A 23,206-nucleotide genomic window follows, 5' to 3' on the forward strand; every position below is an offset into this window, starting at 1 on the left:
AAGGGGCGCTTTAGTCGACGCTGCGAATCAGCTTGCGCTCAAGCACGCGCAGCACGGTCTTGAGGTCATGACCGCGTTTCAGAACCTGCCCATCCATGCCGATCACCGCGTACATGCCCTGTTTGTTGCGCAGCTTGGGGCGTTTTTCGATCCGGTAGAGCGGGTTTTCCGCCGTGCGCCGAAAGACCGAGAACACGGCCACTTCCTTGAGCAGCGAGATGCCGTAGTCGCGCCATTCGCCCGCAGCCACCATGCGCCCATAAAGCGACAGGATCAGGTTCAGTTCGGTGCGGTGAAACGCCACCTGCGGCGGCGCCTGCGGGCCGGTGTGCAGAGGAATGGGCGGTTGGGCATTCATGCTCCCAGATTTGCCGTGTTTTTTAGAGAAATCAAGCCTGCCTCGGTTTTGCCTCAGATTCATCTGCAAATGGCCCTTGAGCGATCCTTTTTCTGCCCAAGCCATGCAGCATCTTACTCTCATAGCGAAACTTGAACGCTACCCCCGGCGGCGCGACGTTATTGCCCCCACCCAGTGCGCGCCGCCGGGGGCACTTTTTTCCGGACAATCAGGCAAAGGCCCCGTGGCAGAACCAGCCCGAGGACATGGCCCCGCCATGCGCGTAGTAGAGCCAGAGCCGATCGCCGCTTTCACAGGTCACACGCCAGTAATCGCGTACCCCCGTCCGCCAGTCCGGATCATCCAGCCACCATTCCGGTGCGATCCGTTCGGGGCCTTGCGCCGCCACCCAGGCCATGTCGCGCCCGCGCCAGCGGAATGGCCCGGTCAGGCGCGGGGTATCCGGTGCCATAACTGGCTCCGGGTGCCAGAGCAGCAAGGGGCGCGGCACCGGCAGGGTGGGCCAGTCTTCGCGAAACGGCTCGGACCATGCCGCGTGCAGCACTTGTGCGCCTTTTTCCGGAATATGGCTTGAAGCCGGGTGGCGCCGGGTGATCTGTTCCAGCCCGATCCGCGCCCCGATCCGCCCCACAAGGTCATCAAGCGCATGGCCCGCCGACAGGCGCTCGGCCACTGCCCGCCCGGCCTCCAGGTGCCCCACCGCCCGGCGCTGATGCAGCGCTTCGACCCGGACCGCTTCGATGCGCAGCATGTCGATGCCGAACCCGGCGTCGATCTCGTCAAGCTTCATCCGCAACAAGGGGCGGATGCGCTCCGGCTCGTCGCTGGCCCGCGCAAGCCCCACATCCACCCATTGCATGCTTTGATCGGTGCGAAACACCTGCAGCCGCACCACCCGCGCGCCCTTGCCCTGATCGCGCAGCTTGTCGCAAAGCGGCACCAGCAACCGCTGGATCCCCGCCATCAGGTCGTCTTCCAGCCCGATCGGATCAGGCAAAGTCATGCGCACCGCAAAGACCGGTGCGGGGGCCGCCGGGCTCACCGGTTCGGGCACGCTGCCAAGCGCCTGGTCCAGCCGCAGCACCAGCCCCTTGCCAAAACGGCGCGCCAGGGCCGCGCGGGGTTGCCCGCTCAGATCCCCGATCCGGCGCAATCCCAACCGGGCCAGTTCCGCCTGGGTCTCGGCCTCCAGCCGCAGACCCGCCACCGGCAAACCGGCCAGCGCGCCATGGGTCTGGCCCGGCGGGGCGATCCGCGCGCCCTGCACAGCCGTGGCCAGTGCCGGCGGCGGCGTCCCACCCCGGGTCCAATGCCGCCGCCTGACCGCCCTGCTACGCGTCGCCCGCGCTTCCTGACGGATGTCATCCCCGCTGCGGTGACTCTCACCGGCCTGCGCGGCAAACCGGGCCAGCGCCCAGGCCGCGCCCAGCGTATCGGCCAGCCCGACATGCGCCGTCATCCCCAAACGCGCGCATTCCTCGGTCACCTCTGACACCAGCCCTTCTTCCCCGCCAAAAAGATGGGCGCAGCCCGTGATATCCATCACCAGAGAATCCGGCGGCTGTTCTGCAACCCAGGGCGAGAACTTGCCCGCCCAGCGCCGGATCACGCCAAGGAAAGCGGCCTCGGCCGGCTTGTTCTGCAGCCGCATGATCACCTCGGGACACATGGCCTGCGCATCGCGCATGGGTTGGCCCAACGTCAGCCCCGCCGCTTCAGCCTCGGGGGAAAGCGACGAAATCACCTGCATCTGCCCGGTTTCCTGCAACACCACCAACGGCGCCTCCAAAAGGCCCCGCTCCATGCGGATCAGGCGTTCAGCTCCCAGGCGCGGGAACCACAGGGACAGGATACGGCGGGTTGGCATGTCAATCTATCAGGCAGAACAAACAGAACATCAGGCACAAATGTTCCCCTTATGTCCCGATGATGATTACCGCGATTCTCTCCTCCTGTCGAGACTTCAGCACGGCCCGCCCGCCACCGAAGCAACGCCTCACGCGCATCTCACGAAAACGTAATTCATTTACTTTCAATTACTTAAATGATTTTTGCCAGAAATCCGCCATGGGCATTCATCCAACCTCAGAACGTCGCCGTAGCCCAGATACAACCAACAAGAGGAAACACCATGCTCAGACGTTCTTTCATCGCTGCCATTGGCGGCATCGCCCTGTCGATCACCGCCGTGAACGCCACTCTGGCCGGCAGCAGTGCCGCCAAGATGGACATCGTGGACACCGCCGTTGCCGCAGGATCGTTCAATACCCTCGTTGCTGCCGTTCAGGCCGCCGGGCTGGTCGACACCCTCAAGAGCGACGGTCCCTTTACCGTCTTCGCCCCCACGGACGCAGCATTTGCCGCCCTGCCCGAAGGCACCGTTGAAACCCTACTCAAGCCGGAAAACAAGGACCAGCTGATTGCCATCCTGACCTATCACGTGATCCCTTCGAAGGTGATGTCGGGTGACATCGCCGGCAAGAAGGCTGATGTCGCCACCGTCCAAGGCTCCAAGTTGAGTGTGGACGCAATGAACGGTGTTAAAGTCGACGCCGCCACTGTCGTTACCGCCGACATCGCCACCAGCAACGGCGTAATCCACGTGATCGACACGGTTCTGATCCCACAGAGCTGATCTGCCGAATCGGGGGCGCGGGCGCTGCGGCCTGTGCCCCCATTCGCAATGCACAAAATTGTGCCTTGGCCCCCGCGCCTTCCTGCCATTACCCTCTCCCCAAAAGGAGACAGTCATGAACAGGACCAAACACGCGCTGACCATACTGACCATCTGCGCCGCCACGGCGGTCTTGGCACATGGTGGGGTCAAAGACCCGGATGTGATGGCCCGCATGGACGCTATGAGCGCAATCGGCAAGGCGACACAGACCCTCGGCGACATGGCCCGTGGCAAGATTCCCCTACATCAGGCCAAGGCCCGCATGGCGCGCGACACGCTCAGCCTCAACGCCGCCAAGATCCCCGACCTGTTCGAAAACCCCGCCACCGATCCGAAATCCGAAGCGCTCCCCGCGATCTGGGAGGACTGGTCCGATTTCGCCGGTCGCGCCGAAACGATGGAGCAGGCCGCGCTGGCGCTCGATTTCACGGATCGCGGCACACTCAGCACCACGATGCGCGATCTTGGCGCCACCTGCGGCGGATGCCACAAACGCTATCGGATCGACAAGTAACTCAGCCGCACCAGACCTTGGTGACGATCTTGCGGTCGTCATGTTCGACGTTCAACCGCTGCGGCAGGTATTCCATCGTAATGATCTGCCCCGGCGCTATCACGCGCACCTTTTCAGGCGTCTCGATCGTTTCCAGCACCGATACGGGACGCCCCAGCATTGGCCCGAACGCCTCTTCCGAACAGCTCGACGATCCTACCAGCGGAAGCTGTGACATCTGAGCGGACGCATTGATTTCCGGCTCCGGCACGGGATCAGGTGCGGCACAAGCCACCAGAGCACCAAGACACAGAATAGCGGGGATCACAGGGCGCATATCGCCTCCTCAGGACAGTAACAGGAACTTCGGCAACAATGCCTGCCCTGTCGTATCTGCGCAACCGCATGTCGCACCCCCCTATTGAAAATCGCCCCCGTTTGCAGCACCCTGCCGCCAACAGATGGAGGACTTTGAAAAATGATGCGCACACGTGCCGCCGTGGCTTTGGAAGCCGGAAAACCACTTGAAATCATGGAAGTGAACCTCGAAGGCCCCAAGGCAGGCGAAGTGCTGATCGAGGTCAAGGCCACCGGAATCTGCCACACCGACGAATTCACCCGCTCCGGTGCCGATCCCGAGGGGCTGTTCCCGTCCATCCTCGGCCACGAGGGCGCAGGCGTTGTGTTGGAAGTGGGCGAAGGTGTCACCACGCTGAAACCCGGCGATCACGTGATCCCGCTCTACACGCCGGAATGCCGCGAATGCCATTCCTGCCTGTCGGGCAAAACCAACCTCTGCACCGCCATTCGCGGCACCCAAGGTCAGGGCCTGATGCCCGATGGCACCACGCGCTTCTCGATGCTCGATGGGACACCGATCTATCACTATATGGGCTGCTCGACCTTCGCCAACCACACCGTCCTGCCCGAAATCGCGCTGGCCAAGGTGCGCGACGACGCGCCTTTCGACAAGATCTGCTATATCGGCTGCGGCGTGACCACCGGCATCGGCGCGGTGATCAACACCGCCGGGGTCGAGATTGGCTCGACGGCGGCCGTGTTCGGCCTGGGTGGCATCGGTCTCAACGTGATCCAGGGCCTGCGCATGGCCGGGGCCGACATGATCATTGGTGTCGACCTCAATGACGACAAGGCCGAGATGGCCAAGAAGTTCGGGATGACCCATTTCGTGAACCCGTCTAAACTGCCCGAGGGCCAATCCGTGACCGAAGCGATCGTCGAGCTCACCAAGACCGAGAAAGACGCTTTCGGCGGCGTAGATTATTCCTTTGACGCCACCGGAAACGTGCAGGTGATGCGCGACGCGCTGGAATGCTCGCATCGTGGGTGGGGGGTGTCGGTCATCATCGGCGTGGCGCCTGCCGGGGCAGAGATCTCCACCCGCCCGTTCCAGCTTGTCACGGGACGCGTCTGGAAAGGCACTGCATTCGGCGGCGCCAAGGGCCGCACCGATGTGCCCAAGTTCGTCGACTGGTACATGGACGGCAAGATCGAAATCGACGACATGGTCACGCACAAGCTCACACTGGACCAGATCAACGAAGGCTTCGACCTCATGCATGAAGGCAAGTCGATCCGGGCCGTGGTGGAGTTCTGATCCCACGGGAAATCCCTTTTGAAACGGGCCGCAATTTGCGGCCCGTTTTCGTTGATTTGCCGCCGGGAAGCGCCCGCCCATAGGGCGGTCGGACTCTGCCCGGCGGCGTGTGAGCACACCTTGACTCCGGGCGGCGCAAAAACACCGACCGTTTGCATTCCGCTTCTCCCGCCGTCATGTTGACCAAAACAACAGGACACCTCCCATGCCCAACCGCGACCGCCCGCTCTATGCCGTCCTGATCGACGCCGACAACATTCCCGCCAAATACGCAGGCACCATCCTCAAGGAGATCACCTCTTTCGGCGAACCCGCCCTGCGCCGGGTCTATGGCGACTGGTCCTCCGGACAGCTCAAGGGATGGGCCGATGCCGCACGTGAACACGGGCTGGTGGCGCATCAGGAAACCGCCAACACCAAACGTAAGAACGCCACCGACATCGGCATGGTGATCGACGCAATGGATATCCTACATACCGGGCGCTTTGACGGGTTTGTCCTGATCAGTTCCGACAGTGACTTCACTGCGCTTGCCAATCGCATCCGTGAACAGGGGCTGGAAGTGATCGGAATCGGCGAGGCCAAAACCAACCCCGCACTACGCAGCGTCTGTAACCGCTTCATCATAGCTGAAAACTTGATCGACGAACCGGAACCTACCGGGAAAGGCACCCTTGCCAAGAGCAGCAAACGCCCCGCCACAGATACGATTCCATTGATCCTCGCGGCCATGGAGCAGATCGAACAGGATGACGACTGGTACCCGCTGGGTCCGCTCGGCCAATACATCACCGCAGCCAATCCCGATTTCGACACCCGCACCTATGGCCACAAGAAACTCAGCGATCTGGTCAAGGTGCTGAAGCGGTTCGAAACCCGCAAGACCGGCAACCAGCTTCAGGTGCGCCGCATAGACTGAGATGACGGGACCGGGACGTGTGGCGCGTTGCTTTCTCTATGAATGATTAAGCGCGCCACGGTCACAAAGCCGACCGAGCCAGCGACTCAAAACCCGACCGACGCGATACCGACACAATACCGACGTGATACCGACGTCGCGTTCGCAGCTGTGACCCTCTGTTAACCCTGCAGAAAAAGAATCCCCGAAGCGCCCGCCTTCGCGTACACTCCCCCAAGCTGTTTTCAAACAAGGAGACTCGCGACATGGCCGTTTCACTGCAAGTCATCTACCCCGTCGCGGACGGATCGACCTTCGACTTCGACTATTACCTGTCGACCCATTTCGACCTCGTGGGCGAACATATGGGCCCGCACATCGCCAGCACCGTCGTCACCAAAGGCGTGGCCGGTGGCCCGGACACGCCCGCTGGCTATCACGCCATCGCCACCATCACCTTCGCGGATCAGAACGCGTTCAAGGCGGCCATGGCCGCCTCTGGTCCGGTGATGGCCGATGTGCCGAACTTCACCAATGTGAAGCCCGACGTATTGATCGGAGAAGTGGTGGCCTGATCAGGCCATCCCCCCCTTGACCAGCCCTTCGGCGATCCGCGCATAGGCCTTGGCCATGTCGCTGTCGCCGGCGGCGATCGGCGTGCCACCGTCCCCGGCCAACCTTGTATCAAGGTCAATCGGCAAAGCGCCCAAAAGCGGTACGCCAAGCTTCTCTGCTTCGGCGGCAACGCCCCCATGTCCAAAGATATGCGCCTCGTGGCCGCAGTTCGGACAATGGAAAACACTCATGTTTTCAATGAGGCCCAGCACGGGCGTCTTCAGCTGATCGAACATGCCCAGCGCCTTGCGCGCATCCAGAAGCGCTACGTCCTGCGGGGTCGACACAACGATCGCCCCGGTCAGTTCCGTCTTCTGGCACAGGGTCAATTGCACATCCCCAGTGCCCGGCGGCAGGTCCACGATCAACACGTCCAACTCGCCCCATTGCACCTGTGTGAGCATCTGCTGCAATGCGCCCATAAGCATTGGACCACGCCAGACCACCGGTTTGTCCTCATCCAGCATGAAGCCCAACGACATGATCGTCACACCGTGGCTGTGCAACGGCAGGATCGTCTTGCCATCCGGTGACGCGGGGCGTTTGTTCACACCCATCATGCGTGGCTGGCTCGGGCCATAGATATCCGCGTCCAGCAGACCGACCTTGCGCCCCTGCTTGGCCAGCGCGACGGCCAGGTTCGAGGACACGGTGGATTTACCAACACCGCCCTTGCCCGACCCGACAGCCAGAATGCGCTTGACGCCCGGAACCTGCATCGGGCCGGCTTGCGGCTTGGGATGACCACCGATCTTGAGATTGGGTGCAGGCTTCGCCGCAGGCGCCGTTTCATGGGCCGTCAAGGCAACCTGAACCGACGTCACCCCATCTATCGTTCGCACCAAATCTTCCGCCGCCCGGCGCAGTGGTTCCATCTGGCGTGCAATCGCCGGAGAGGCTGCCTCGATCACGAAACGCACCGCGCCTTCATCAATCGTCAACGCCCTTATCATATCACGAGAGACCAGATCGCCTCCGTCCGGCAACGCCAGACGGCTCAGACCTTCAAGAATCACCGCCTTTTCGACACCCATTTTTCTCTCCTTTTTCTGCACATGCACAGTGCATCACTTTTTTGACCGCTCGGACAATTCACAACTATTTTACCAACTATTACCTCTAGTTGCGTATATTTGCAGCATAACGTGAATTGACCCTACGTCCCCATTCCCTCAGTGCATAGCAGCTTTGCGAAGCCGTCCATTGTGCACCTGCAGCATGCCCCTATATGCTCATCATCAACGACGAACAGTGACACATCCGAAAGGGTTTTTGAAATGGCATACGCTGCAAACCAAACCGCAGTTGCTTCGGCATCCGGGCGCGGCCTTTCGACCCTCTTCGCCGATCTGGTCGCACGCTTTGAGCGTCACCGCAAGTTCCGTCAGACCTTTGCCGAGCTGAACGCTCTGTCTGATCGCGAACTGGCTGACCTCGGCATGAGCCGGTCGATGCTGCGTCGGGTCGCGATGGAGGCCGCGGCAGAACATTAAGGTTTCGGAGAGCCCTCTCCTCCCTCGGGCTTTCCACATCTGCGGCGATGTCTCCTCCTCCCTGACATTGCCGCAGCAAAACACGGACCCAACGGTCCACCGGGATCAAGGCAACCCTCTCCTCCTCCCTGGGGTGCCTTGAGACTAGAGCGGCGGCACCTCTCCTCCTCCCTGGTGTCGCCGCGCCAGAATATCGGGCCAAGTGGCCCAAACGGAATCAAGGTGACCCTCTCCTCCTCCCTGGGGCGCCTTGAGACTAGAGCGGCGGCACCTCTCCTCCTCCCTGGTGTCGCCGCGCCAGAACATCGGGTGAAACGGCCCACCGGAATCAAGGCACCCTTCCTCCTCCCTGAGTGTCTTGAAAAAAGAAACGGCGACGCGCTCCTCCCTTTGCGTCGCCGTTTTTCTTTTCTGAAGGGCCTGCTCAAAGTCTGGCGCTTGGCCGCTCCTGGATGCGCGCGAACCAGTCCCGCGCGGCCGTGTGTTCTTCGGGAAGCTTGCGTTTGATCACCCGCGCAAAGTCGCAGAACACGAACGCCGTGATATCCGCAAAGGTAAACCGTCCCGAGGCAAGGTACGGGCTTTCCTGCAAGCGCCGCTCCAGCATGTCGAAAAACACCCCGACCCGCGCATGACCGCGCTCGGCAAGTTCTGGTATTTGCTCGTAATTTTCTGGCCCCGGCAGCGCGCGCCCCTTCATCGCCGGGTGTGCATTGCGCAAGGCTTCGGCAATTGCCATGCCGCCGTGAAATTCGCTCATCGCGTTCCACATCATGACCGAAGCTTTTTCCTCGGCCCCAGCGCCCATCAAGGGGGGGTCGGGAAACACATCTTCGAGATAGGTGGCAATCGCGATGTTTTCACCGAGCACCTGTCCGTCCTTTGTTACAAAGGTCGGAACCGTTGCGCGCGGGTTCACGGCAAGGAATTCAGGCGACAACTGCTCCGCCTTGCTCATGTCGATATTGCGGGTCTCGATCTCGATCCCCTTTTCGGCGATGAACATCCGCGCCCGCCGCGGGCTGGGCGCCGTGCTGCAATCATAGAAAATCATGTGGTCCTCCTCCTGCTCTCAACAGGGCGCGGACCGCCCCCACTTGTCAATCCGGACGCGGGGTCAAAGCTGCGCGCCTCAAAACGGGATGTCATCTGGTGCGGTCACGAATCGCGCCACCACTTTCTTTTCTCCGGCCTTTTCAAAGGCCACGTTCAGCTTGTCGCCCTCGATATCCGTGATCGTGCCATAGCCGAATTTCTGGTGAAACACCCGGTCGCCCACGGTAAAGCTCGATACTGCCTGAAGGTCGATCGCCGACTGCTTGCTCTCGCGCGGCTGGCTGGTGCCATACTGCCCGGCGCGCGCCTGCATCCGTTTCCAACCCGGCGAGTTGTACCCGTCCGCCCGCGTGGCCCGTTCCTCAAGCGACGAGGCCACCGGCCGCGCCGACGCCGCACCATATCCCCCGCCATAAAGCCCCGGCGGGGTGAGCACCTCGACATGATCTTCGGGCAGTTCATCAATGAACCGTGATGGCATCTGCGATTGCCATTGCCCGAACACCATCCGGTTGCCGGCAAAGGAAATCGTGCACAACTCCTCGGCGCGCGTGATCCCGACATAGGCCAGCCGCCGCTCTTCCTCGAGCCCCTTGAGCCCGGTCTCATCCATGCTGCGCTGCGACGGGAACAGCCCATCTTCCCAACCGGGCAGGAACACCACCGGAAATTCCAGGCCCTTGGCCGCGTGCAGCGTCATGATGCTCACCTTCTGCTCCGCATCATCGCTTTCATTGTCCATGATCAGGCTGACATGCTCAAGAAACCCTTGCAAGTTCTCAAAGGATTCCAAAGCTTTGACCAATTCCTTGAGGTTCTCCAGCCGCCCCGGAGCCTCGGGTGTCTTGTCGTTCTGCCACATCGCCGTGTAGCCGGATTCGTCCAGAATGACCTGCGCCAGCTCCACATGTGACAGCTCGGCCTTGCCCTCCTGCAACTGCGTCGCCGTCACCGTGACTTCATCATCCACAACCGCGTCATCATCCAGAGGCACCTCGACCACAGGCGCCATGCCCTGCCGCCGCCAGCGCTCCAACCCGTCCAGAAACAGAGCCAGCTCCTTGGCACCCTTGCCGCCGATGCCCTTTTCCTCAAGCAGGATGCGCGCGCCTTCCACAAGACTCACCCCATTGGCACGGGCACAGGTCTGGATCTTCTGCTGTGCCACGTTTCCAAGCCCGCGCTTGGGCGTGTTCACCACCCGCTCAAAGGCAAGGTCATCATCCGGGCTGACCACCAGCCGGAAATAGGCCATGGCATCGCGTATCTCCATGCGCTCATAGAATCGCGGCCCGCCAATCACCCGATAGGGCAGACCAATGGTAAGGAAACGGTCCTCAAAGGCTCGCATCTGGTGCGACGCCCGCACGAGGATGGCGATTTCATTAAGGGCGTAGCTCTTTACGGGGCTGGCAAGCAGCGCTTTGTACATGTTCTCAGCTCCGGAATCATCTTTCAGGAGCCTTTTCAACAGCTTTTGGACCTTGAAATCGGTGTATGCTTCTCCCGTTTCAAAAGCCCAACGAACAAACTCATGCCTCGTATATCGGCCCAAACCATGCTTTGCACGCCTCTCAATTTCTTGTGAAAGACTCTCAGACCGGGGGTTGTCTCTGTTCTTCGACTTATATGACTTTCCGCTCGCATGGCTCTCTATTTCTTCAGAAACCCAACGCGCCTCTTCCTCACCATCCCAATGGCCTATCAATTCAACTTTGTGGCCAGATTCTTTCAGCGTCCAAAGTTCCTTGCCCAGCCGCCCTTCATTGCCGCGAATGACATTGGACGCCGCGGCCAAAATATGCGGCGTCGAGCGGTAATTCTGCTCCAGCCGCACCACATGCGCGCCGGGAAAATCCTTCTCAAAGCGCAGGATATTGCCCACCTCGGCGCCCCGCCAGCCATAGATCGACTGGTCGTCATCACCGACGCAACAGATGTTCTTGTGCCCCCCGGCCAAGAGCCGCAGCCACAGGTACTGCGCCACGTTGGTATCCTGATACTCATCCACCAACACGTATTTGAACCAACGCTGATATTGCGCCAATACGTCCGGGTGCTTCTGGAAAATCGTCACCACATGCAGCAGCAGATCGCCGAAATCGACCGCGTTCAGTTCCAGAAGGCGGCGCTGATACTGCGCATACAGCTCTCCGCCACGATTGTTATAGGCGCCATGATCCGCTGCTGGCAGAGTCTCGGGTGTCAGCGCCCGGTTCTTCCAACCGTCGATCAGATGCGCCAATTGCCGCGCGGGCCAACGTTTGTCGTCAATACCCGCCGCCTGCACCAACTGCTTGAGCAGGCGCAGCTGATCATCCGTATCCAGAATCGTGAAGTTCGACTTGAGCCCCACCAGTTCCGCATGTCGCCGCAGCAACTTCACACAAATCGCGTGGAACGTGCCCAGCCACGGCATGCCCTCGATCTGGTGGCCAAGCATGTTGCCGACGCGGTTCTTCATTTCCCGCGCGGCCTTGTTGGTAAAGGTCACCGCCAGAATCTCGTTCGGCCGCGCCTTCCCGGTGTTCAGCAAATGCACTATCCGCGCGGTCAACGCCTTGGTCTTGCCCGTGCCTGCCCCGGCCAACATCAACACCGGCCCGTCCAGCTGCTCCACCGCCTCAAGCTGGGCCGGGTTCAACTCGTCAAGATAGGGCATCGGCCGTGCCGCCATGGCCCGGGCCGAAAGAGAAGCGCCTTCGAAGGCGTCGAATTCGTCAAAACTGCTCATGCGCGCCAGAATAGCGCAAAGCGAACCCACGTTAAAGCTTCGTTCTCTCTATGTTCCGCTCACATTTTGCGATTCAGCACAAACGCCTTGCCCCCTCTGGACAAGCCGCCCACCCGCAGCCAACAAAGACACATGGACCTGCACAGCAAATATCCCGCGCTCAACGACCTGCGCACACGCGCATGCACCCGAATACCCAAATTTGTCTGGGAATTCCTCGACAGCGCCACCGGCGACGAGCGCACCAAGGCGCGCAACCGCGCTGCGTTGGATCAAATCCTGTTTCAGCCGTCGATCCTGCATGGAGAGATCACGCCCGACACCACCACATTTTTCCAGGGTCAGGAGTTCCCGCTGCCCATTGGCATCGCCCCGATCGGCATGTCCGGCCTGATCTGGCCCAACGCCGAACGCCTTCTGGCCGCTGCTGCCAAACGCTTGAACATCCCTTATTGTCTCTCCACCGTCGCCAGCCAGACACCCGAGGCCGTCGCCCCGGATCTTGGCCCGCATGGCTGGTTCCAGATGTACCCGCCGCGAGACACCGGGATTCGCAAGGACATGCTGGCCCGCGCCAAACGCGCCGGGTTCAGCACCCTGATCCTGACCGTGGATGTCCCCGTTGCCAGCCGCCGAGAACGTCAGGTGCGCTCGGGCCTGACCACCCCGCCACGCCTGACCCCACGTCTTCTGGCACAGGTCGCCATGCGCCCGGCCTGGGCGCTTGGCATCCTGCAACAGGGCATGCCGCGCATGCGGTTGATCGACGAATATGCCGGGAACCTTACCGGCATGGATTCCACCGCCCACGCCGGATACCTGCTGCGCACCTCGCCCGACTGGGATTATCTGCACTGGCTGCGCGATCACTGGAACGGACCGTTTTTGGTCAAGGGCGTGATGCGCCCCGAAGACGCACCAAAGTTGCAAGATGCCGGTGTCGATGCGCTCTGGATTTCCAACCACGCCGGACGCCAGTTCGACGCCGCCCCTGCCACGATTGATGTACTTCCGACGTTTCGTGCGGCCACTGATCTGCCCCTGATCGTCGACAGCGGCTTTGAAACCGGCCTCGATATCCTGCGCGCCCGAGCTTTGGGCGCAGATTTCGTGATGATGGGGCGCGGCTTTCACTATGCCCTCGCCGCGCTTGGCGCCAAGGGGCCAGATCACCTTGTCGACATTCTGCAAAAAGACTTGATCGCAAACATGGGGCAGATGGGTCTGGAAACCCTCGATACCGTGTCCGATTGCCTGATACGTTAACCCTTGGTCAGATCCTTGGGCATCGCGCCAAGCGCCTCCTCTGCAGATTGCAGCGGTAGCCCGGACGGAATCCATCCTTTGCCATTTGGCCCGCCCGCCATGCCTTCTGAGACATCCAGCACCCCGGAGATGCCGTTTTCGGCCAAGACCTTCATCAGATACCCGGTACGGTTCCCGGTTCGGCAGATGATGGCAATCTTGTGGTTCGGGTTGCGTTCCAGCACGGCCAGGAACCGCGGCCCAAACTGCTTGTGCGTCATATCCAGCAGCCAAGCCCCCTCTGCAACACCGGTTGATTGCCACTCTTCCGGACGGCGCACATCAATCAGGATCAGCTTGTCATCCTGAACCTCCGACAATGCTTCACCGGCGGAAATCTTCAAAGGGTTCGCCGATGCAACATGTGGGATCAACGGCAGCACGGCCAGCCCAAGGATCATCGTTCTACGATTCATGGCAACTCACATTCCAAACAAGGCATGTAACAACTGCCACAGGCGTAAATCGTAATCAACAGGTCGCAAAGAGCGTGACGTCACTTATTCGTGTGTCATAAGACTGAACGCGGAACGAAACCCTACAGAAATGTAACAAAATCCGTAGGACTTGGTATTGCGCTGCGCTGCAGCACCCCCTTAGGGTGCGCGCAGCGAACAACCGGACAGACACCGAAGAGGGGGGAGCCTGCCCATGACCGACTTCAACAAGATCCTGATTGCCAACCGTGGTGAGATTGCCATCCGCGTGATGCGTGCCGCCAACGAAATGGGTAAAAAGACCGTCGCGGTCTTTGCCGAGGAAGACAAGCTTGGCCTTCATCGCTTCAAGGCGGACGAAGCCTATCGCATTGGCGAAGGCATGGGACCGGTCGCGGCCTATCTCTCGATTGACGAGATCATCCGCGTCGCCAAGGAAAGCGGTGCCGACGCGATCCATCCGGGTTATGGCCTACTGTCGGAAAACCCCGATTTTGTAGACGCCTGCGACGCCAACGGGATCACCTTTATTGGCCCCAAGGCGGCGACCATGCGCGCGCTTGGTGACAAGGCATCCGCCCGCAAGGTCGCGATCCAGGCTGGCGTGCCCGTCATCCCCGCGACCGAGGTGCTTGGCGACGACATGGAGGCCATCCGCAAGGAAGCCGCAGAGATTGGCTATCCGCTGATGCTCAAGGCCTCCTGGGGTGGCGGCGGGCGCGGCATGCGCCCGATCCACGGGCCCGACGAGGTCGAGGAAAAGGTGCTCGAAGGCCGCCGCGAAGCGGAAGCTGCCTTTGGCAACGGCGAAGGCTATCTTGAAAAGATGATCACCCGCGCCCGTCACGTCGAGGTTCAGATCCTCGGCGACAAGATGGGCAATATCTATCACCTCTACGAACGCGACTGCTCGGTCCAGCGCCGCAACCAGAAGGTCGTGGAGCGCGCTCCGGCCCCCTATCTTTCCGAAGCGCAGCGCGAAGAACTCTGTGAGCTGGGGCGCAAAATCTGCGCCCATGTGAACTATGAATGCGCGGGCACCGTCGAATTCCTGATGGATATGGAGACCGGCAAGTTCTACTTCATCGAGGTCAACCCGCGCGTGCAGGTGGAACACACTGTCACCGAAGAAGTGACCGGCATCGACATCGTTCAGGCCCAGATCCTGATCGCCGAAGGCAAATCCATCGCCGAAGCCACCGGCAAAGCCTCGCAGTATGACATCCGCCTCAACGGCCACGCCCTTCAGACCCGGATCACCACCGAAGACCCGCAGAACAACTTCATTCCAGATTATGGCCGTATCACCGCCTATCGCTCGGCCACCGGTATGGGCATCCGTCTGGATGGCGGCACGGCTTACGCGGGCGGCGTCATCACGCGCTACTATGACTCGCTACTGACCAAGGTCACCGCCTGGGCCCCGACACCGGAAAAGGCCATCGCCCGCATGGACCGCGCCCTGCGCGAGTTCCGCATTCGCGGTGTCTCGACGAACATCGCCTTTGTCGAGAACCTCTTGAAGCACCCGACCTTCCTGACGAACCAGTACACCACCAAGTTCATCGACGAGACCCCGGAGCTTTTCCAGTTCAAGAAACGGCGCGACCGCGGAACCAAGGTTCTGACCTATATCGCCGACATCACGGTGAACGGTCACCCCGAGGTGCAGGGCCGCCCGATGCCCGCCGAAGACCTCAAACCGGCCCGCTGCCCGGAACGCCGCGTGGACACGCCCCCGGCAGGCACTCGTACCCTTCTTGACGAGAAGGGTCCCAAGGCTGTTGCCGACTGGATGAAGGCGCAGAAACAGCTTCTGTTTACCGACACAACCATGCGCGACGGGCACCAGTCGCTTCTGGCTACCCGGATGCGCTCAATCGACATGATCAAGGTGGCCCCGGCCTATGCCGCCAACCTCTCGCCGTTGTTCTCTGTCGAGTGCTGGGGCGGGGCGACCTTCGACGTGGCCTATCGCTTTCTTCAGGAATGCCCATGGCAGCGCCTGCGCGATATCCGCGCGGCCATGCCCAACATCCTGACGCAAATGCTGCTGCGCGCATCCAACGGCGTGGGCTACACCAACTACCCCGACAACGTGGTGCAGGAATTTGTCCGTCAGTCCGCCGAAACTGGTGTCGACGTTTTCCGCGTCTTCGACTCGCTCAACTGGGTCGAGAACATGCGCGTTGCCATGGATGCGGTGCAGGAAAACGGCAAGATCTGTGAAGGCACCGTCTGCTATACCGGCGACGCGCTCGACCCGTCGCGCTCCAAGTATGACATCGCCTATTACGTTGATATGGCAAAGCAAATGGAAGCCGCGGGCGCGCATGTGCTGGGCATCAAGGACATGGCTGGGCTGATGAAAGTGCCCACCGCCGAAGTCCTGTTCCCTGCCCTGAAAGATGCGGTCGATATCCCGATCCACTTCCACACCCACGACACGTCCGGCGCCGCCATTGCCACCGTTCTCGCCGCCGCGCGCGCAGGGGTCGATTGTGTCGACGCCGCCATGGACGCCTTCTCGGGCAACACCTCGCAGCCCACGCTTGGCTCCATCCTCGAAGCGCTGCGCTTCACCGATCGCGAAAGTGATCTCGACATTGGTGCCGTGCGCGAAATCTCGAACTACTGGGAAGCGGTGCGTGGTCAGTATGCGGCCTTTGAAAGCGGGCTGCAGGCCCCGGCCTCCGAAGTCTACCTGCACGAGATGCCTGGTGGCCAGTTCACCAATCTCAAGGCCCAGGCCCGCAGCCTTGGCCTCGAAGAACGCTGGCACGAGGTCGCTCAGTCCTATGCGGATGTGAACATGATGTTCGGCGATATTGTCAAGGTGACACCATCTTCCAAGGTCGTGGGTGACATGGCGCTGATGATGGTCTCTCAGGGCCTCACCCGCGCCAACGTCGAAGACCCCAAGACGGACGTCGCTTTCCCGGATTCGGTCATCGACATGATGCGCGGCAACCTGGGCCAGCCCCCGGGCGGTTTCCCTGACACCATCGTCAAGAAAGTGCTCAAGTCAGAGAAACCCAACACCGAGCGCCCCGGCAAACATCTAGAGCCAGTCGATCTCGAAGCCACTCGCGCCGCGCTGGTCGAGGAACTCGAGGGCTTCAAGGTCGATAGCGAAGATCTCAATGGTTACCTGATGTATCCCAAGGTCTTCCTCGACTACATGGGGCGCCACCGCACCTACGGTCCGGTCCGCACATTGCCGACACGAACCTTCTTCTATGGCATGGAGCCCGGCGAAGAAATCACCGCCGAAATCGACCCCGGCAAGACGCTGGAAATCCGCCTGCAGGCGCTGGGGGAAACCGACGAGAACGGCGAAGTGAAGGTCTTCTTCGAACTCAACGGCCAGCCCCGCACCATCCGCGTGCCCAACCGTCTGGTAAAGTCCTCGACTATCCAGCGCCCCAAGGCCGAAGAAGGCAATGCCAACCATGTCGGCGCGCCAATGCCGGGGGTCGTGGCCTCGGTTGCGGTCAGCGCCGGCCAACAGGTCAAGGAAGGCGACCTTCTTCTGACCATCGAAGCCATGAAGATGGAAACCGGCATCCACGCCGAACGCGACGCCACAGTCAAGGCCCTGCACGTTCAGGCAGGCGGCCAAATCGACGCCAAGGACCTCCTTGTCGAACTTGACTGATCCCGGTAGAAAGCCAACCTCGCACGCCCCGCCCGACCCGGCGGGGCGTTGTCATTTCCAGATACCGAAATGTTCGCGCATATAGCGTTCGGCAAACAGGTTTGCCTCATCACGGTCATGCCCGTCGATCACCGCTTCATGCAGCGCATCCGCTTTGTAATGCGGGTGGGAATTCGGAGATGGGCGCATTGGAATAACCCACACCGGATGTCCCTCAACCTTGGCCATGCCCGACAACCAAAGGTCGTCCACAGCCCAAAGGACTGACGGGATATCAAACACTTGCTCAGGAAAGAAATGCGGGCGCACCATGACCCCGCCAAACCCCTGAAACGTGTCGAGGAACCCCCCGGTCAGGTAAAGCCGCCGCCCCAAATGGCGCATCGGCCAGCCCAGCCAGCGCTGCCCAAAGGCTTCGATTCCACGCTTGACCCACTGTTCAGGGTTCGTGACCTTCCACAGGTCCAGCGGCCTTGGCGCGACGGCGTCGGTCCGCTCTGCGCGTGGAATATCGGCAATATCTTCACCCACCAGCGCGATACAGGCCTCGGGCTGGCGCTGCCTTTGCCGCAGGAACCACGATGCCCAGCGCCGCGGATAGCGCATCTCGTCGTCGCAAAACAGGATATCCACATCCTGACCGGCATAGTCCCTGAGCGCGGGCAGAACCTTGGTGGCTGGCCCATAATCATGGGTACAACGCCGGATCGTTACACCCTCCACAACCTCGGGCAACCACCCATCCCAGTCGGGAAACCGGCGATAGGCCTCAGGGATATAGACATGGATCGCCAGCGGCGGCACCGATTGGTTCACCAGCCCCTTCAGGGTTTGGTTCAAATGTGCAAACCGCGATGGAATCGAGGTCAGGCTGATCACATAAGGGCGCACGGGCTTGGTCCTTTCACCGCATCAGGGAGCGATCACGTCCAGAGGCCATAGGTTTCCTGGAAATAACGTACAACTTCCAGGTTGGAATCGTCACGATCCGATCCGCCGAACACCGCCCGGTGCAATGCGGTTTCTCCATTGTGTTCCTCTGCGCTCCAAGGTTCGAGAATAGGCTCGCCGAACCCGCCAATGATCCACGGCCAATGTCCCATGCGGCGCGCATGACCGGACAGCCAGACATCATCCACCGGCCATGCGAATTCCGGAATATCGAACACGTCCTCGGCAAAGAAGTCCGGACGCACCAAAACCCCCATCCAGCCTTCGAACCCGTCTGCATAACCGGGGCGCAGGATGTTGCGTCGTGCCGGCTGCACATGGGGGCGCTTTTTCAGCCATGCCCCGATCCGGCACAACTTGTCACGCAGATGAAACCCGACATTGGTCGCCTTCCAAAGCCGCAGAACATGCGGGTGGCGCTTGTCACTTCGGCGGGCTTTCCCCACAGGGGCGGGATAGTCATCCATAGGGCTGATCGCGATGCAGTCTTCGGGGCGTGTTGCCCGTGCCTTCAGCATCCGTTCCAGCAGATAGGGGCGATACTCCTGGTCGTCGTCACAGAAAAACAGGTCCACATCCTGACCGGCAAAGTCCCGCAAGGCGGGCAGAATCTTGGTCGCCGGGCCCCAATCCTCGTCCACCCAGCGAATCTCGACCCCCTCGGGAACCTCGGGCGGCGCGCCGTCCCAGTCGGGGAAGCGACGATACCGGCGATTCAGATACAGGATCACCCGTTCGGCAGGGACCGTCTGGTTCAGCAGGCTTTCCAGCGTTGGCCGTAACTGGCCAAACCGCGGCGGAATGGAAGACAGGGTGATGATATATCTCTGGGACACGCGCTCGGGGCTTTGCAATTTTCCTTGCCCATGTCCCTACCACGCCGCGCCGAACGGTCAAGTCACGCACGGGCGGTATTTTCGCAATCGCGTCAACCGCTTCCAAGCTGCACGGCTATGCCCTCTCCCGGACACAGGTGGCTGGGGTCGGCCCGCAAATCGCTACTTGCCGCGAAACCCAGCATGATTGCAAACGCCAGCAGGACCACCCGTACATTCTCTGCCTTGAACATCCCTCTTGTCCTCTTCAATTTCTTCCCCGTTCAGCGAAAGACCGCCACCGGAATCTCTCCGTGATCCGCAAAATCCAGAACCACCGTAAAAACCGCCGGCACCGCCCCATCAAAGGTCATTGCCAGATCAACCTCCACAAGCGCGCCGGACCTGAGCTCGACCGCCTGCATGGCTCCCGCGGCACCATCCACCTGCGCGCCAACAAGCTTCACGACCGATTCTCCCCTGTTGAACAGGGTGACAACCAGGCTCGCTGTCTGGCCGCGCACCCGCCGAAGGGTGACGTCCGCCACGACGAATCCCACTCCATGGCCGGAATGCGCCAACCCAGCGAAGGGCCATGCCAGTGCACCCAGAACAATTCCTCGGCGGCTGAATTTGGAAACCTCATTTGTCATATGACCTCATACGCGCAGCGCGCCCCTTTCCGTCGTCTGTTCTCGCTATTTTTTTTGACGCCAGACCATTTTACCCCTTGCGGCCTAACCCGACTCTTTATATTCCACGCCTCACCCAAGGAAGCGGGCGTAGCTCAGGGGTAGAGCATAACCTTGCCAAGGTTAGGGTCGGGCGTTCGAATCGCCTCGCCCGCTCCAACAAACCTCCAGTCGCGAGGGACAGTGAAAAAGGCGCAAGGGCAACCTTGCGCCTTTTCGCTTTTTCCGAACCCTGCAACCGCACTCGAAAAAATCCTCATTTTTGCCCTTGAAGTCGCCCGCCGCTGGGGCTATCTCACGCCTCACCTAAGGATGCGGGCGTAGCTCAGGGGTAGAGCATAACCTTGCCAAGGTTAGGGTCGGGCGTTCGAATCGCCTCGCCCGCTCCAATAGGTCTTCGAAAAGGCGCAGAGCTTGGCTCTGCGCCTTTCGCGTTTCAGGAAGCCAGTTTCTGCGCCATCGCATTCTGCCACTCGATCACACGCGGCAGGTCGATGGTTGTCACCGTCCCATCCCGCACCACCTGACGCCCTTCGACAAACAGATCCCGCACGCGGGTCGGTCCGGCCAGCAAAAGCGCCGCCTTGTCCCAGCTGCCCGCGCTCTCCACGCCCGACACATCCCAAAGCGCGATATCGGCGCGTTTGCCCACGGCAATCTGCCCGCAATCATGGCGACCCAGAACCTCGGCCCCACCCCGCGTCGCAATCTCCAGCGCCTCGCGCGCGCTCATCGCGTCCGCGCCGCGCGCCACGCGCTGCAAAAGCATCGCCTGCCGCGCCTCGACGACGAGGTTGCCCGTATCATTGCTAGCTGATCCATCTACGCCAAGCCCGACGGGAACACCTGCATCCCGCATCGCGCGCACCGGCGCGATACCGCTGCCAAGGCGGCAATTCGAACAGGGGCAATGCGCCACCCCGGTCTTGGAACGCGCAAACAAATCGATCTCCTGCCCGTCCAGCTTGACGCAATGCGCATGCCAGACGTCCGCTCCGGTCCACCCCAGTTCCTCGGCATACTGACCGGGCCGACACCCGAATTTTTCAAGAGAGTAAGCAATATCCTCATCATTCTCAGCCAGATGGGTGTGCAACATGACCCCTTTATCGCGCGCCAGAATGGCCGAATCCCGCATCAACTCGCGGCTCACAGAGAACGGCGAACAGGGCGCCACGCCAACCCGCACCATGGCCCCTTCGCGCGCATCGTGATGAGCGTCGATCACCCGGATCGCATCATTAAGAATGTCCGCCTCACGCTCGACCAGCGCATCCGGCGGCAAGCCGCCATCGCTTTCGCCAATACTCATCGCGCCGCGTGTCGGGTGAAACCGCATCCCGATTTCCTGTGCGGCGGCAATCGTGTCATCCAACCGCGCGCCGTTGGGGTAAAGATACAGGTGATCCGACGTCAGCGTGCAGCCCGACAAAGTAAGCTCGGCCAATCCGATCTGCGCCGAGACAAACATTTCTTCCGGCCCGAATCTGGACCAGATGGGGTACAGCGTCTGCAACCACCCGAACAGCAGCGCATCTTGGCCCCCCGGCACCGCACGCGTCAGCGTCTGATAAAGGTGATGGTGGGTGTTCACCAATCCGGGCGTGGCCACGCACCCTTCGGCCAGAACGGTTTCACCGTCGCTTTCCAGCCCTGTTCCGATTTCCACGATTACCCCGTCACGAACGCGGATATCGCACGCCGACAATTCTCGGCGCGCATCGTCCATGGTCAGAACGGTTTCACAAGATTTGATGAGAGTTTCAGCCATAACGGTCCCTTCACACTTCATATGGCCCGCTTCGGTTACGAAGTGTGAATGGGCACCGACAGAAGACGGGCAAAGGACTCGGTGCAGCCCCAGTTTAGCGGCTGCAACTTGCGCAGATCAACCCTTCTGAAGTTTTTCCAGCGCCTTGGCGTGCAACTCTGGGTTGGCGGCGGCAAGAACCTGTCCACCCTCATGAACCGGACCGCCCTGCCAATCAGTGACGACACCGCCCGCAGCTTCGATCACGGCAATCGGCGCCTGGATATCATAGGCATTAAGCCCGGCTTCGATCACCAGGTCGACCTGCCCCGCCGCGATCAGGGCATAAGCATAGCAATCCATGCCGTACCGGGTCAGCCGCACCTGCCGCTCCACCGCCTCGAACCCGCGCCGCTCGGCCTCCGTACCGATCTCCGGGAAGGTGGTGAACAGAATGGCATCTTCCAAATTCTGCGTCTCCCGGGTCCTGAGCGCGTGTTCGCCAGTCGGCCCGTTGACCTGCGCCAACCCGAAGCCACCCACAAACCGCTCCTGCACATACGGCTGGTCGACGATGCCAAAGATCGGCCCGGTTTCATCGGACAACGCAATCAACACGCCCCAAGTCGGCGTGCCGCTGATGAAGCCGCGCGTGCCGTCGATCGGATCCAGAACCCATGTCAGGCCACTGGTCCCCGCCTTGTTGCCAAATTCTTCCCCAAGGATCGCATCCTGCGGCCGCACTTCGGCAAGGATGTCGCGCATGGCCTGCTCAGCGGCCCGGTCTGCAACCGTCACGGGGTCGAACCCGGCATCCAGCTTGTTCTCCGCCGTCAGGCCCGCGGCCCGAAAATGAGGCAGAATTGCAATTCGGGCGGCGTCTGCCATCGCATGCGCCACCCGAATAATTTCATTAGTGTCTGACCGGTTCACTTGATTTTCCTTCGCCCTTGCCAACACTCTCTGCGCTAGCCCAGGGCGGAAGAAAACTCAAGCTACGTCGCTTAAAACCCGCGCAAGCTCAAACAGGCGGCGGCGCTGGTTCTCAGGGATCGCATAGTAGGAGCGGATCAGGTCAAGCGCTTCCTTGTCCCCCATCAGGTCCGCAGGCACCTTCTTGGCCAGTTCACCCTCTTCCGCATCCAGCCCTTCGAAGAAGAAGCTTACTGGAACGTCGAGAGCATCCGCGATGTCCCAAAGCCGTGACGCGCTGACGCGATTTGCGCCGGTCTCGTATTTTTGAATCTGTTGGAACTTGATGCCGACCTGCTCGGCCAGCTGCTGCTGCGTCATCCCGGTCAACCACCGGCGCTGACGAATGCGTTTCCCAACATGCACATCTACTGGGTGCGTCATCACACACGACTCCTTTATAACTTTCATACGGCTTTCACCGCATCACGCGTCGGTTCCCATCTCCCTTCACGTGAGACCATCTTGACGTCGCCGCGCATCCCTACAGCGATGCGTCACTTTAACATCTTTGACCACGCAATCAAGAATATTGATACAAGCAAGCGGTTAACGAAAAGGCACCACATTCAATCAATGCTTGTTTCAGGCTCGTGACGCGGTGTCGCGATTTGGCGCAAATCGGTTTGGCATTTTGACACGGGTTCACAAGGCTGTGTAATCAAACAGCATCAGACAGAGGAA

General features: G+C 60.8%; 22 protein-coding genes and 2 tRNA genes. 10 read left to right on the forward strand and 14 right to left on the reverse strand.

What is annotated here, in order from left to right:
• Positions 1-10: 10 nt before the first annotated feature.
• Both ACS3QZ_RS09975 and ACS3QZ_RS09980 read right to left on the reverse strand, forming a co-directional pair.
• Positions 11-358, reverse strand: coding sequence for a DUF2794 domain-containing protein (locus ACS3QZ_RS09975; protein WP_456037699.1), 348 nt, complete (start codon positions 356-358; stop codon positions 11-13).
• 208 nt (positions 359-566) lie between these two features.
• Positions 567-2,225, reverse strand: a complete 1,659-nt coding sequence (locus ACS3QZ_RS09980; RefSeq protein WP_456037700.1) for a Y-family DNA polymerase — start codon at positions 2,223-2,225, stop codon at positions 567-569.
• Positions 2,226-2,489: 264 nt separating this feature from the next.
• Between ACS3QZ_RS09980 and ACS3QZ_RS09985 the strand changes: the two genes are divergently transcribed.
• Both ACS3QZ_RS09985 and ACS3QZ_RS09990 read left to right on the forward strand, forming a co-directional pair.
• Entirely contained in the window at positions 2,490-2,993 is a 504-nt protein-coding gene (locus ACS3QZ_RS09985; protein ID WP_456037701.1) for a fasciclin domain-containing protein, read from the forward strand.
• 115 nt (positions 2,994-3,108) lie between these two features.
• Positions 3,109-3,549, forward strand: coding sequence for a c-type cytochrome (locus ACS3QZ_RS09990; protein ID WP_456037702.1), 441 nt, complete (start codon positions 3,109-3,111; stop codon positions 3,547-3,549).
• A 1-nt stretch (position 3,550) separates the two neighbouring features.
• Here the strand turns inward: ACS3QZ_RS09990 and ACS3QZ_RS09995 are convergent, their stop codons facing one another.
• On the reverse strand, positions 3,551-3,865 hold the full coding sequence (locus ACS3QZ_RS09995; RefSeq protein WP_456037703.1) for an I78 family peptidase inhibitor: 315 nt from the start codon (positions 3,863-3,865) through the stop codon (positions 3,551-3,553).
• A 144-nt stretch (positions 3,866-4,009) separates the two neighbouring features.
• On the opposite strand from ACS3QZ_RS09995, the gene ACS3QZ_RS10000 reads away from it, so the two are divergent.
• The 3 genes from ACS3QZ_RS10000 (at position 4,010) to ACS3QZ_RS10010 (ending at position 6,619) form a co-directional block, all read left to right on the forward strand.
• Positions 4,010-5,146 (forward strand): S-(hydroxymethyl)glutathione dehydrogenase/class III alcohol dehydrogenase, encoded by a 1,137-nt coding sequence (locus ACS3QZ_RS10000; protein WP_456039327.1) that lies wholly within the window; start codon positions 4,010-4,012, stop codon positions 5,144-5,146.
• A 205-nt stretch (positions 5,147-5,351) separates the two neighbouring features.
• A complete protein-coding gene (locus ACS3QZ_RS10005; protein WP_456037704.1) occupies positions 5,352-6,065 on the forward strand; it encodes an NYN domain-containing protein in 714 nt (237 codons plus the stop codon).
• A 245-nt stretch (positions 6,066-6,310) separates the two neighbouring features.
• On the forward strand, positions 6,311-6,619 hold the full coding sequence (locus tag ACS3QZ_RS10010; protein ID WP_093090656.1) for an EthD family reductase: 309 nt from the start codon (positions 6,311-6,313) through the stop codon (positions 6,617-6,619).
• Here the strand turns inward: ACS3QZ_RS10010 and ACS3QZ_RS10015 are convergent, their stop codons facing one another.
• Positions 6,620-7,693, reverse strand: coding sequence for an Mrp/NBP35 family ATP-binding protein (locus ACS3QZ_RS10015; protein WP_456037705.1), 1,074 nt, complete (start codon positions 7,691-7,693; stop codon positions 6,620-6,622).
• Positions 7,694-7,936: 243 nt separating this feature from the next.
• Here ACS3QZ_RS10015 and ACS3QZ_RS10020 point away from each other — a divergent pair, with 243 nt between their 5' ends.
• Positions 7,937-8,152 (forward strand): DUF1127 domain-containing protein, encoded by a 216-nt coding sequence (locus tag ACS3QZ_RS10020; RefSeq protein WP_093090660.1) that lies wholly within the window; start codon positions 7,937-7,939, stop codon positions 8,150-8,152.
• Positions 8,153-8,576: 424 nt separating this feature from the next.
• On the opposite strand, the gene ACS3QZ_RS10025 is transcribed toward ACS3QZ_RS10020, so the two are convergent.
• Both ACS3QZ_RS10025 and ACS3QZ_RS10030 read right to left on the reverse strand, forming a co-directional pair.
• Complete coding sequence (locus ACS3QZ_RS10025; RefSeq protein WP_456037706.1) at positions 8,577-9,206, reverse strand: glutathione S-transferase family protein; 630 nt, start codon at positions 9,204-9,206, stop codon at positions 8,577-8,579.
• 78 nt (positions 9,207-9,284) lie between these two features.
• Complete coding sequence (locus ACS3QZ_RS10030; RefSeq protein ID WP_456037707.1) at positions 9,285-11,942, reverse strand: ATP-dependent helicase; 2,658 nt, start codon at positions 11,940-11,942, stop codon at positions 9,285-9,287.
• Positions 11,943-12,074: 132 nt separating this feature from the next.
• Here ACS3QZ_RS10030 and ACS3QZ_RS10035 point away from each other — a divergent pair, with 132 nt between their 5' ends.
• On the forward strand, positions 12,075-13,208 hold the full coding sequence (locus ACS3QZ_RS10035; protein ID WP_456037708.1) for an alpha-hydroxy acid oxidase: 1,134 nt from the start codon (positions 12,075-12,077) through the stop codon (positions 13,206-13,208).
• Here ACS3QZ_RS10035 and ACS3QZ_RS10040 read toward each other — a convergent pair.
• On the reverse strand, positions 13,205-13,663 hold the full coding sequence (locus tag ACS3QZ_RS10040; RefSeq protein ID WP_456037709.1) for a rhodanese-like domain-containing protein: 459 nt from the start codon (positions 13,661-13,663) through the stop codon (positions 13,205-13,207). The genes ACS3QZ_RS10035 and ACS3QZ_RS10040 overlap by 4 nt on opposite strands.
• 235 nt (positions 13,664-13,898) lie before the next feature.
• Between ACS3QZ_RS10040 and pyc the strand changes: the two genes are divergently transcribed.
• Positions 13,899-17,342, forward strand: coding sequence for a pyruvate carboxylase (gene pyc / locus ACS3QZ_RS10045; protein WP_456037710.1), 3,444 nt, complete (start codon positions 13,899-13,901; stop codon positions 17,340-17,342).
• Between the two features lie 51 nt (positions 17,343-17,393).
• On the opposite strand, the gene ACS3QZ_RS10050 is transcribed toward pyc, so the two are convergent.
• The 4 genes from ACS3QZ_RS10050 to ACS3QZ_RS10065 all read right to left on the reverse strand — a co-directional run bounded on the left by ACS3QZ_RS10050 (position 17,394) and on the right by ACS3QZ_RS10065 (position 19,761).
• Positions 17,394-18,233, reverse strand: a complete 840-nt coding sequence (locus ACS3QZ_RS10050; protein WP_456037711.1) for a glycosyltransferase family 2 protein — start codon at positions 18,231-18,233, stop codon at positions 17,394-17,396.
• A gap of 32 nt (positions 18,234-18,265) precedes the next feature.
• Positions 18,266-19,129 carry a glycosyltransferase family A protein gene (locus tag ACS3QZ_RS10055; protein WP_456037712.1) on the reverse strand — a complete coding sequence of 288 codons (864 nt, stop codon included), beginning with the start codon at positions 19,127-19,129 and terminating at the stop codon, positions 18,266-18,268.
• A gap of 92 nt (positions 19,130-19,221) precedes the next feature.
• Positions 19,222-19,362, reverse strand: coding sequence for a hypothetical protein (locus ACS3QZ_RS10060; RefSeq protein ID WP_456037713.1), 141 nt, complete (start codon positions 19,360-19,362; stop codon positions 19,222-19,224).
• Between the two features lie 30 nt (positions 19,363-19,392).
• The gene (locus ACS3QZ_RS10065; protein ID WP_456037714.1) at positions 19,393-19,761 is read right to left on the reverse strand and encodes a hypothetical protein; all 369 of its coding nucleotides are present in this window, start codon (positions 19,759-19,761) and stop codon (positions 19,393-19,395) included.
• Positions 19,762-19,884: 123 nt separating this feature from the next.
• On the opposite strand from ACS3QZ_RS10065, the gene ACS3QZ_RS10070 reads away from it, so the two are divergent.
• Positions 19,885-19,959: transfer RNA gene (locus tag ACS3QZ_RS10070), tRNA-Gly, on the forward strand.
• 155 nt (positions 19,960-20,114) lie between these two features.
• Positions 20,115-20,189, forward strand: a tRNA-Gly gene (locus ACS3QZ_RS10075).
• Between the two features lie 47 nt (positions 20,190-20,236).
• Here the strand turns inward: ACS3QZ_RS10075 and ACS3QZ_RS10080 are convergent.
• The 3 genes from ACS3QZ_RS10080 to ACS3QZ_RS10090 form a co-directional block, all read right to left on the reverse strand.
• On the reverse strand, positions 20,237-21,571 hold the full coding sequence (locus ACS3QZ_RS10080) for an 8-oxoguanine deaminase (protein ID WP_456037715.1): 1,335 nt from the start codon (positions 21,569-21,571) through the stop codon (positions 20,237-20,239).
• A gap of 117 nt (positions 21,572-21,688) precedes the next feature.
• A complete protein-coding gene (gene hisN, locus ACS3QZ_RS10085) occupies positions 21,689-22,483 on the reverse strand; it encodes a histidinol-phosphatase (protein ID WP_456037716.1) in 795 nt (264 codons plus the stop codon).
• 57 nt (positions 22,484-22,540) lie between these two features.
• Positions 22,541-22,906: a helix-turn-helix domain-containing protein gene (locus ACS3QZ_RS10090; RefSeq protein WP_093090680.1), complete on the reverse strand. Its 366-nt coding sequence runs from the start codon at positions 22,904-22,906 to the stop codon at positions 22,541-22,543.
• Positions 22,907-23,206: the final 300 nt, after the last annotated feature.

It is taken from the genome of Shimia sp. W99 (genome assembly GCF_053851455.3).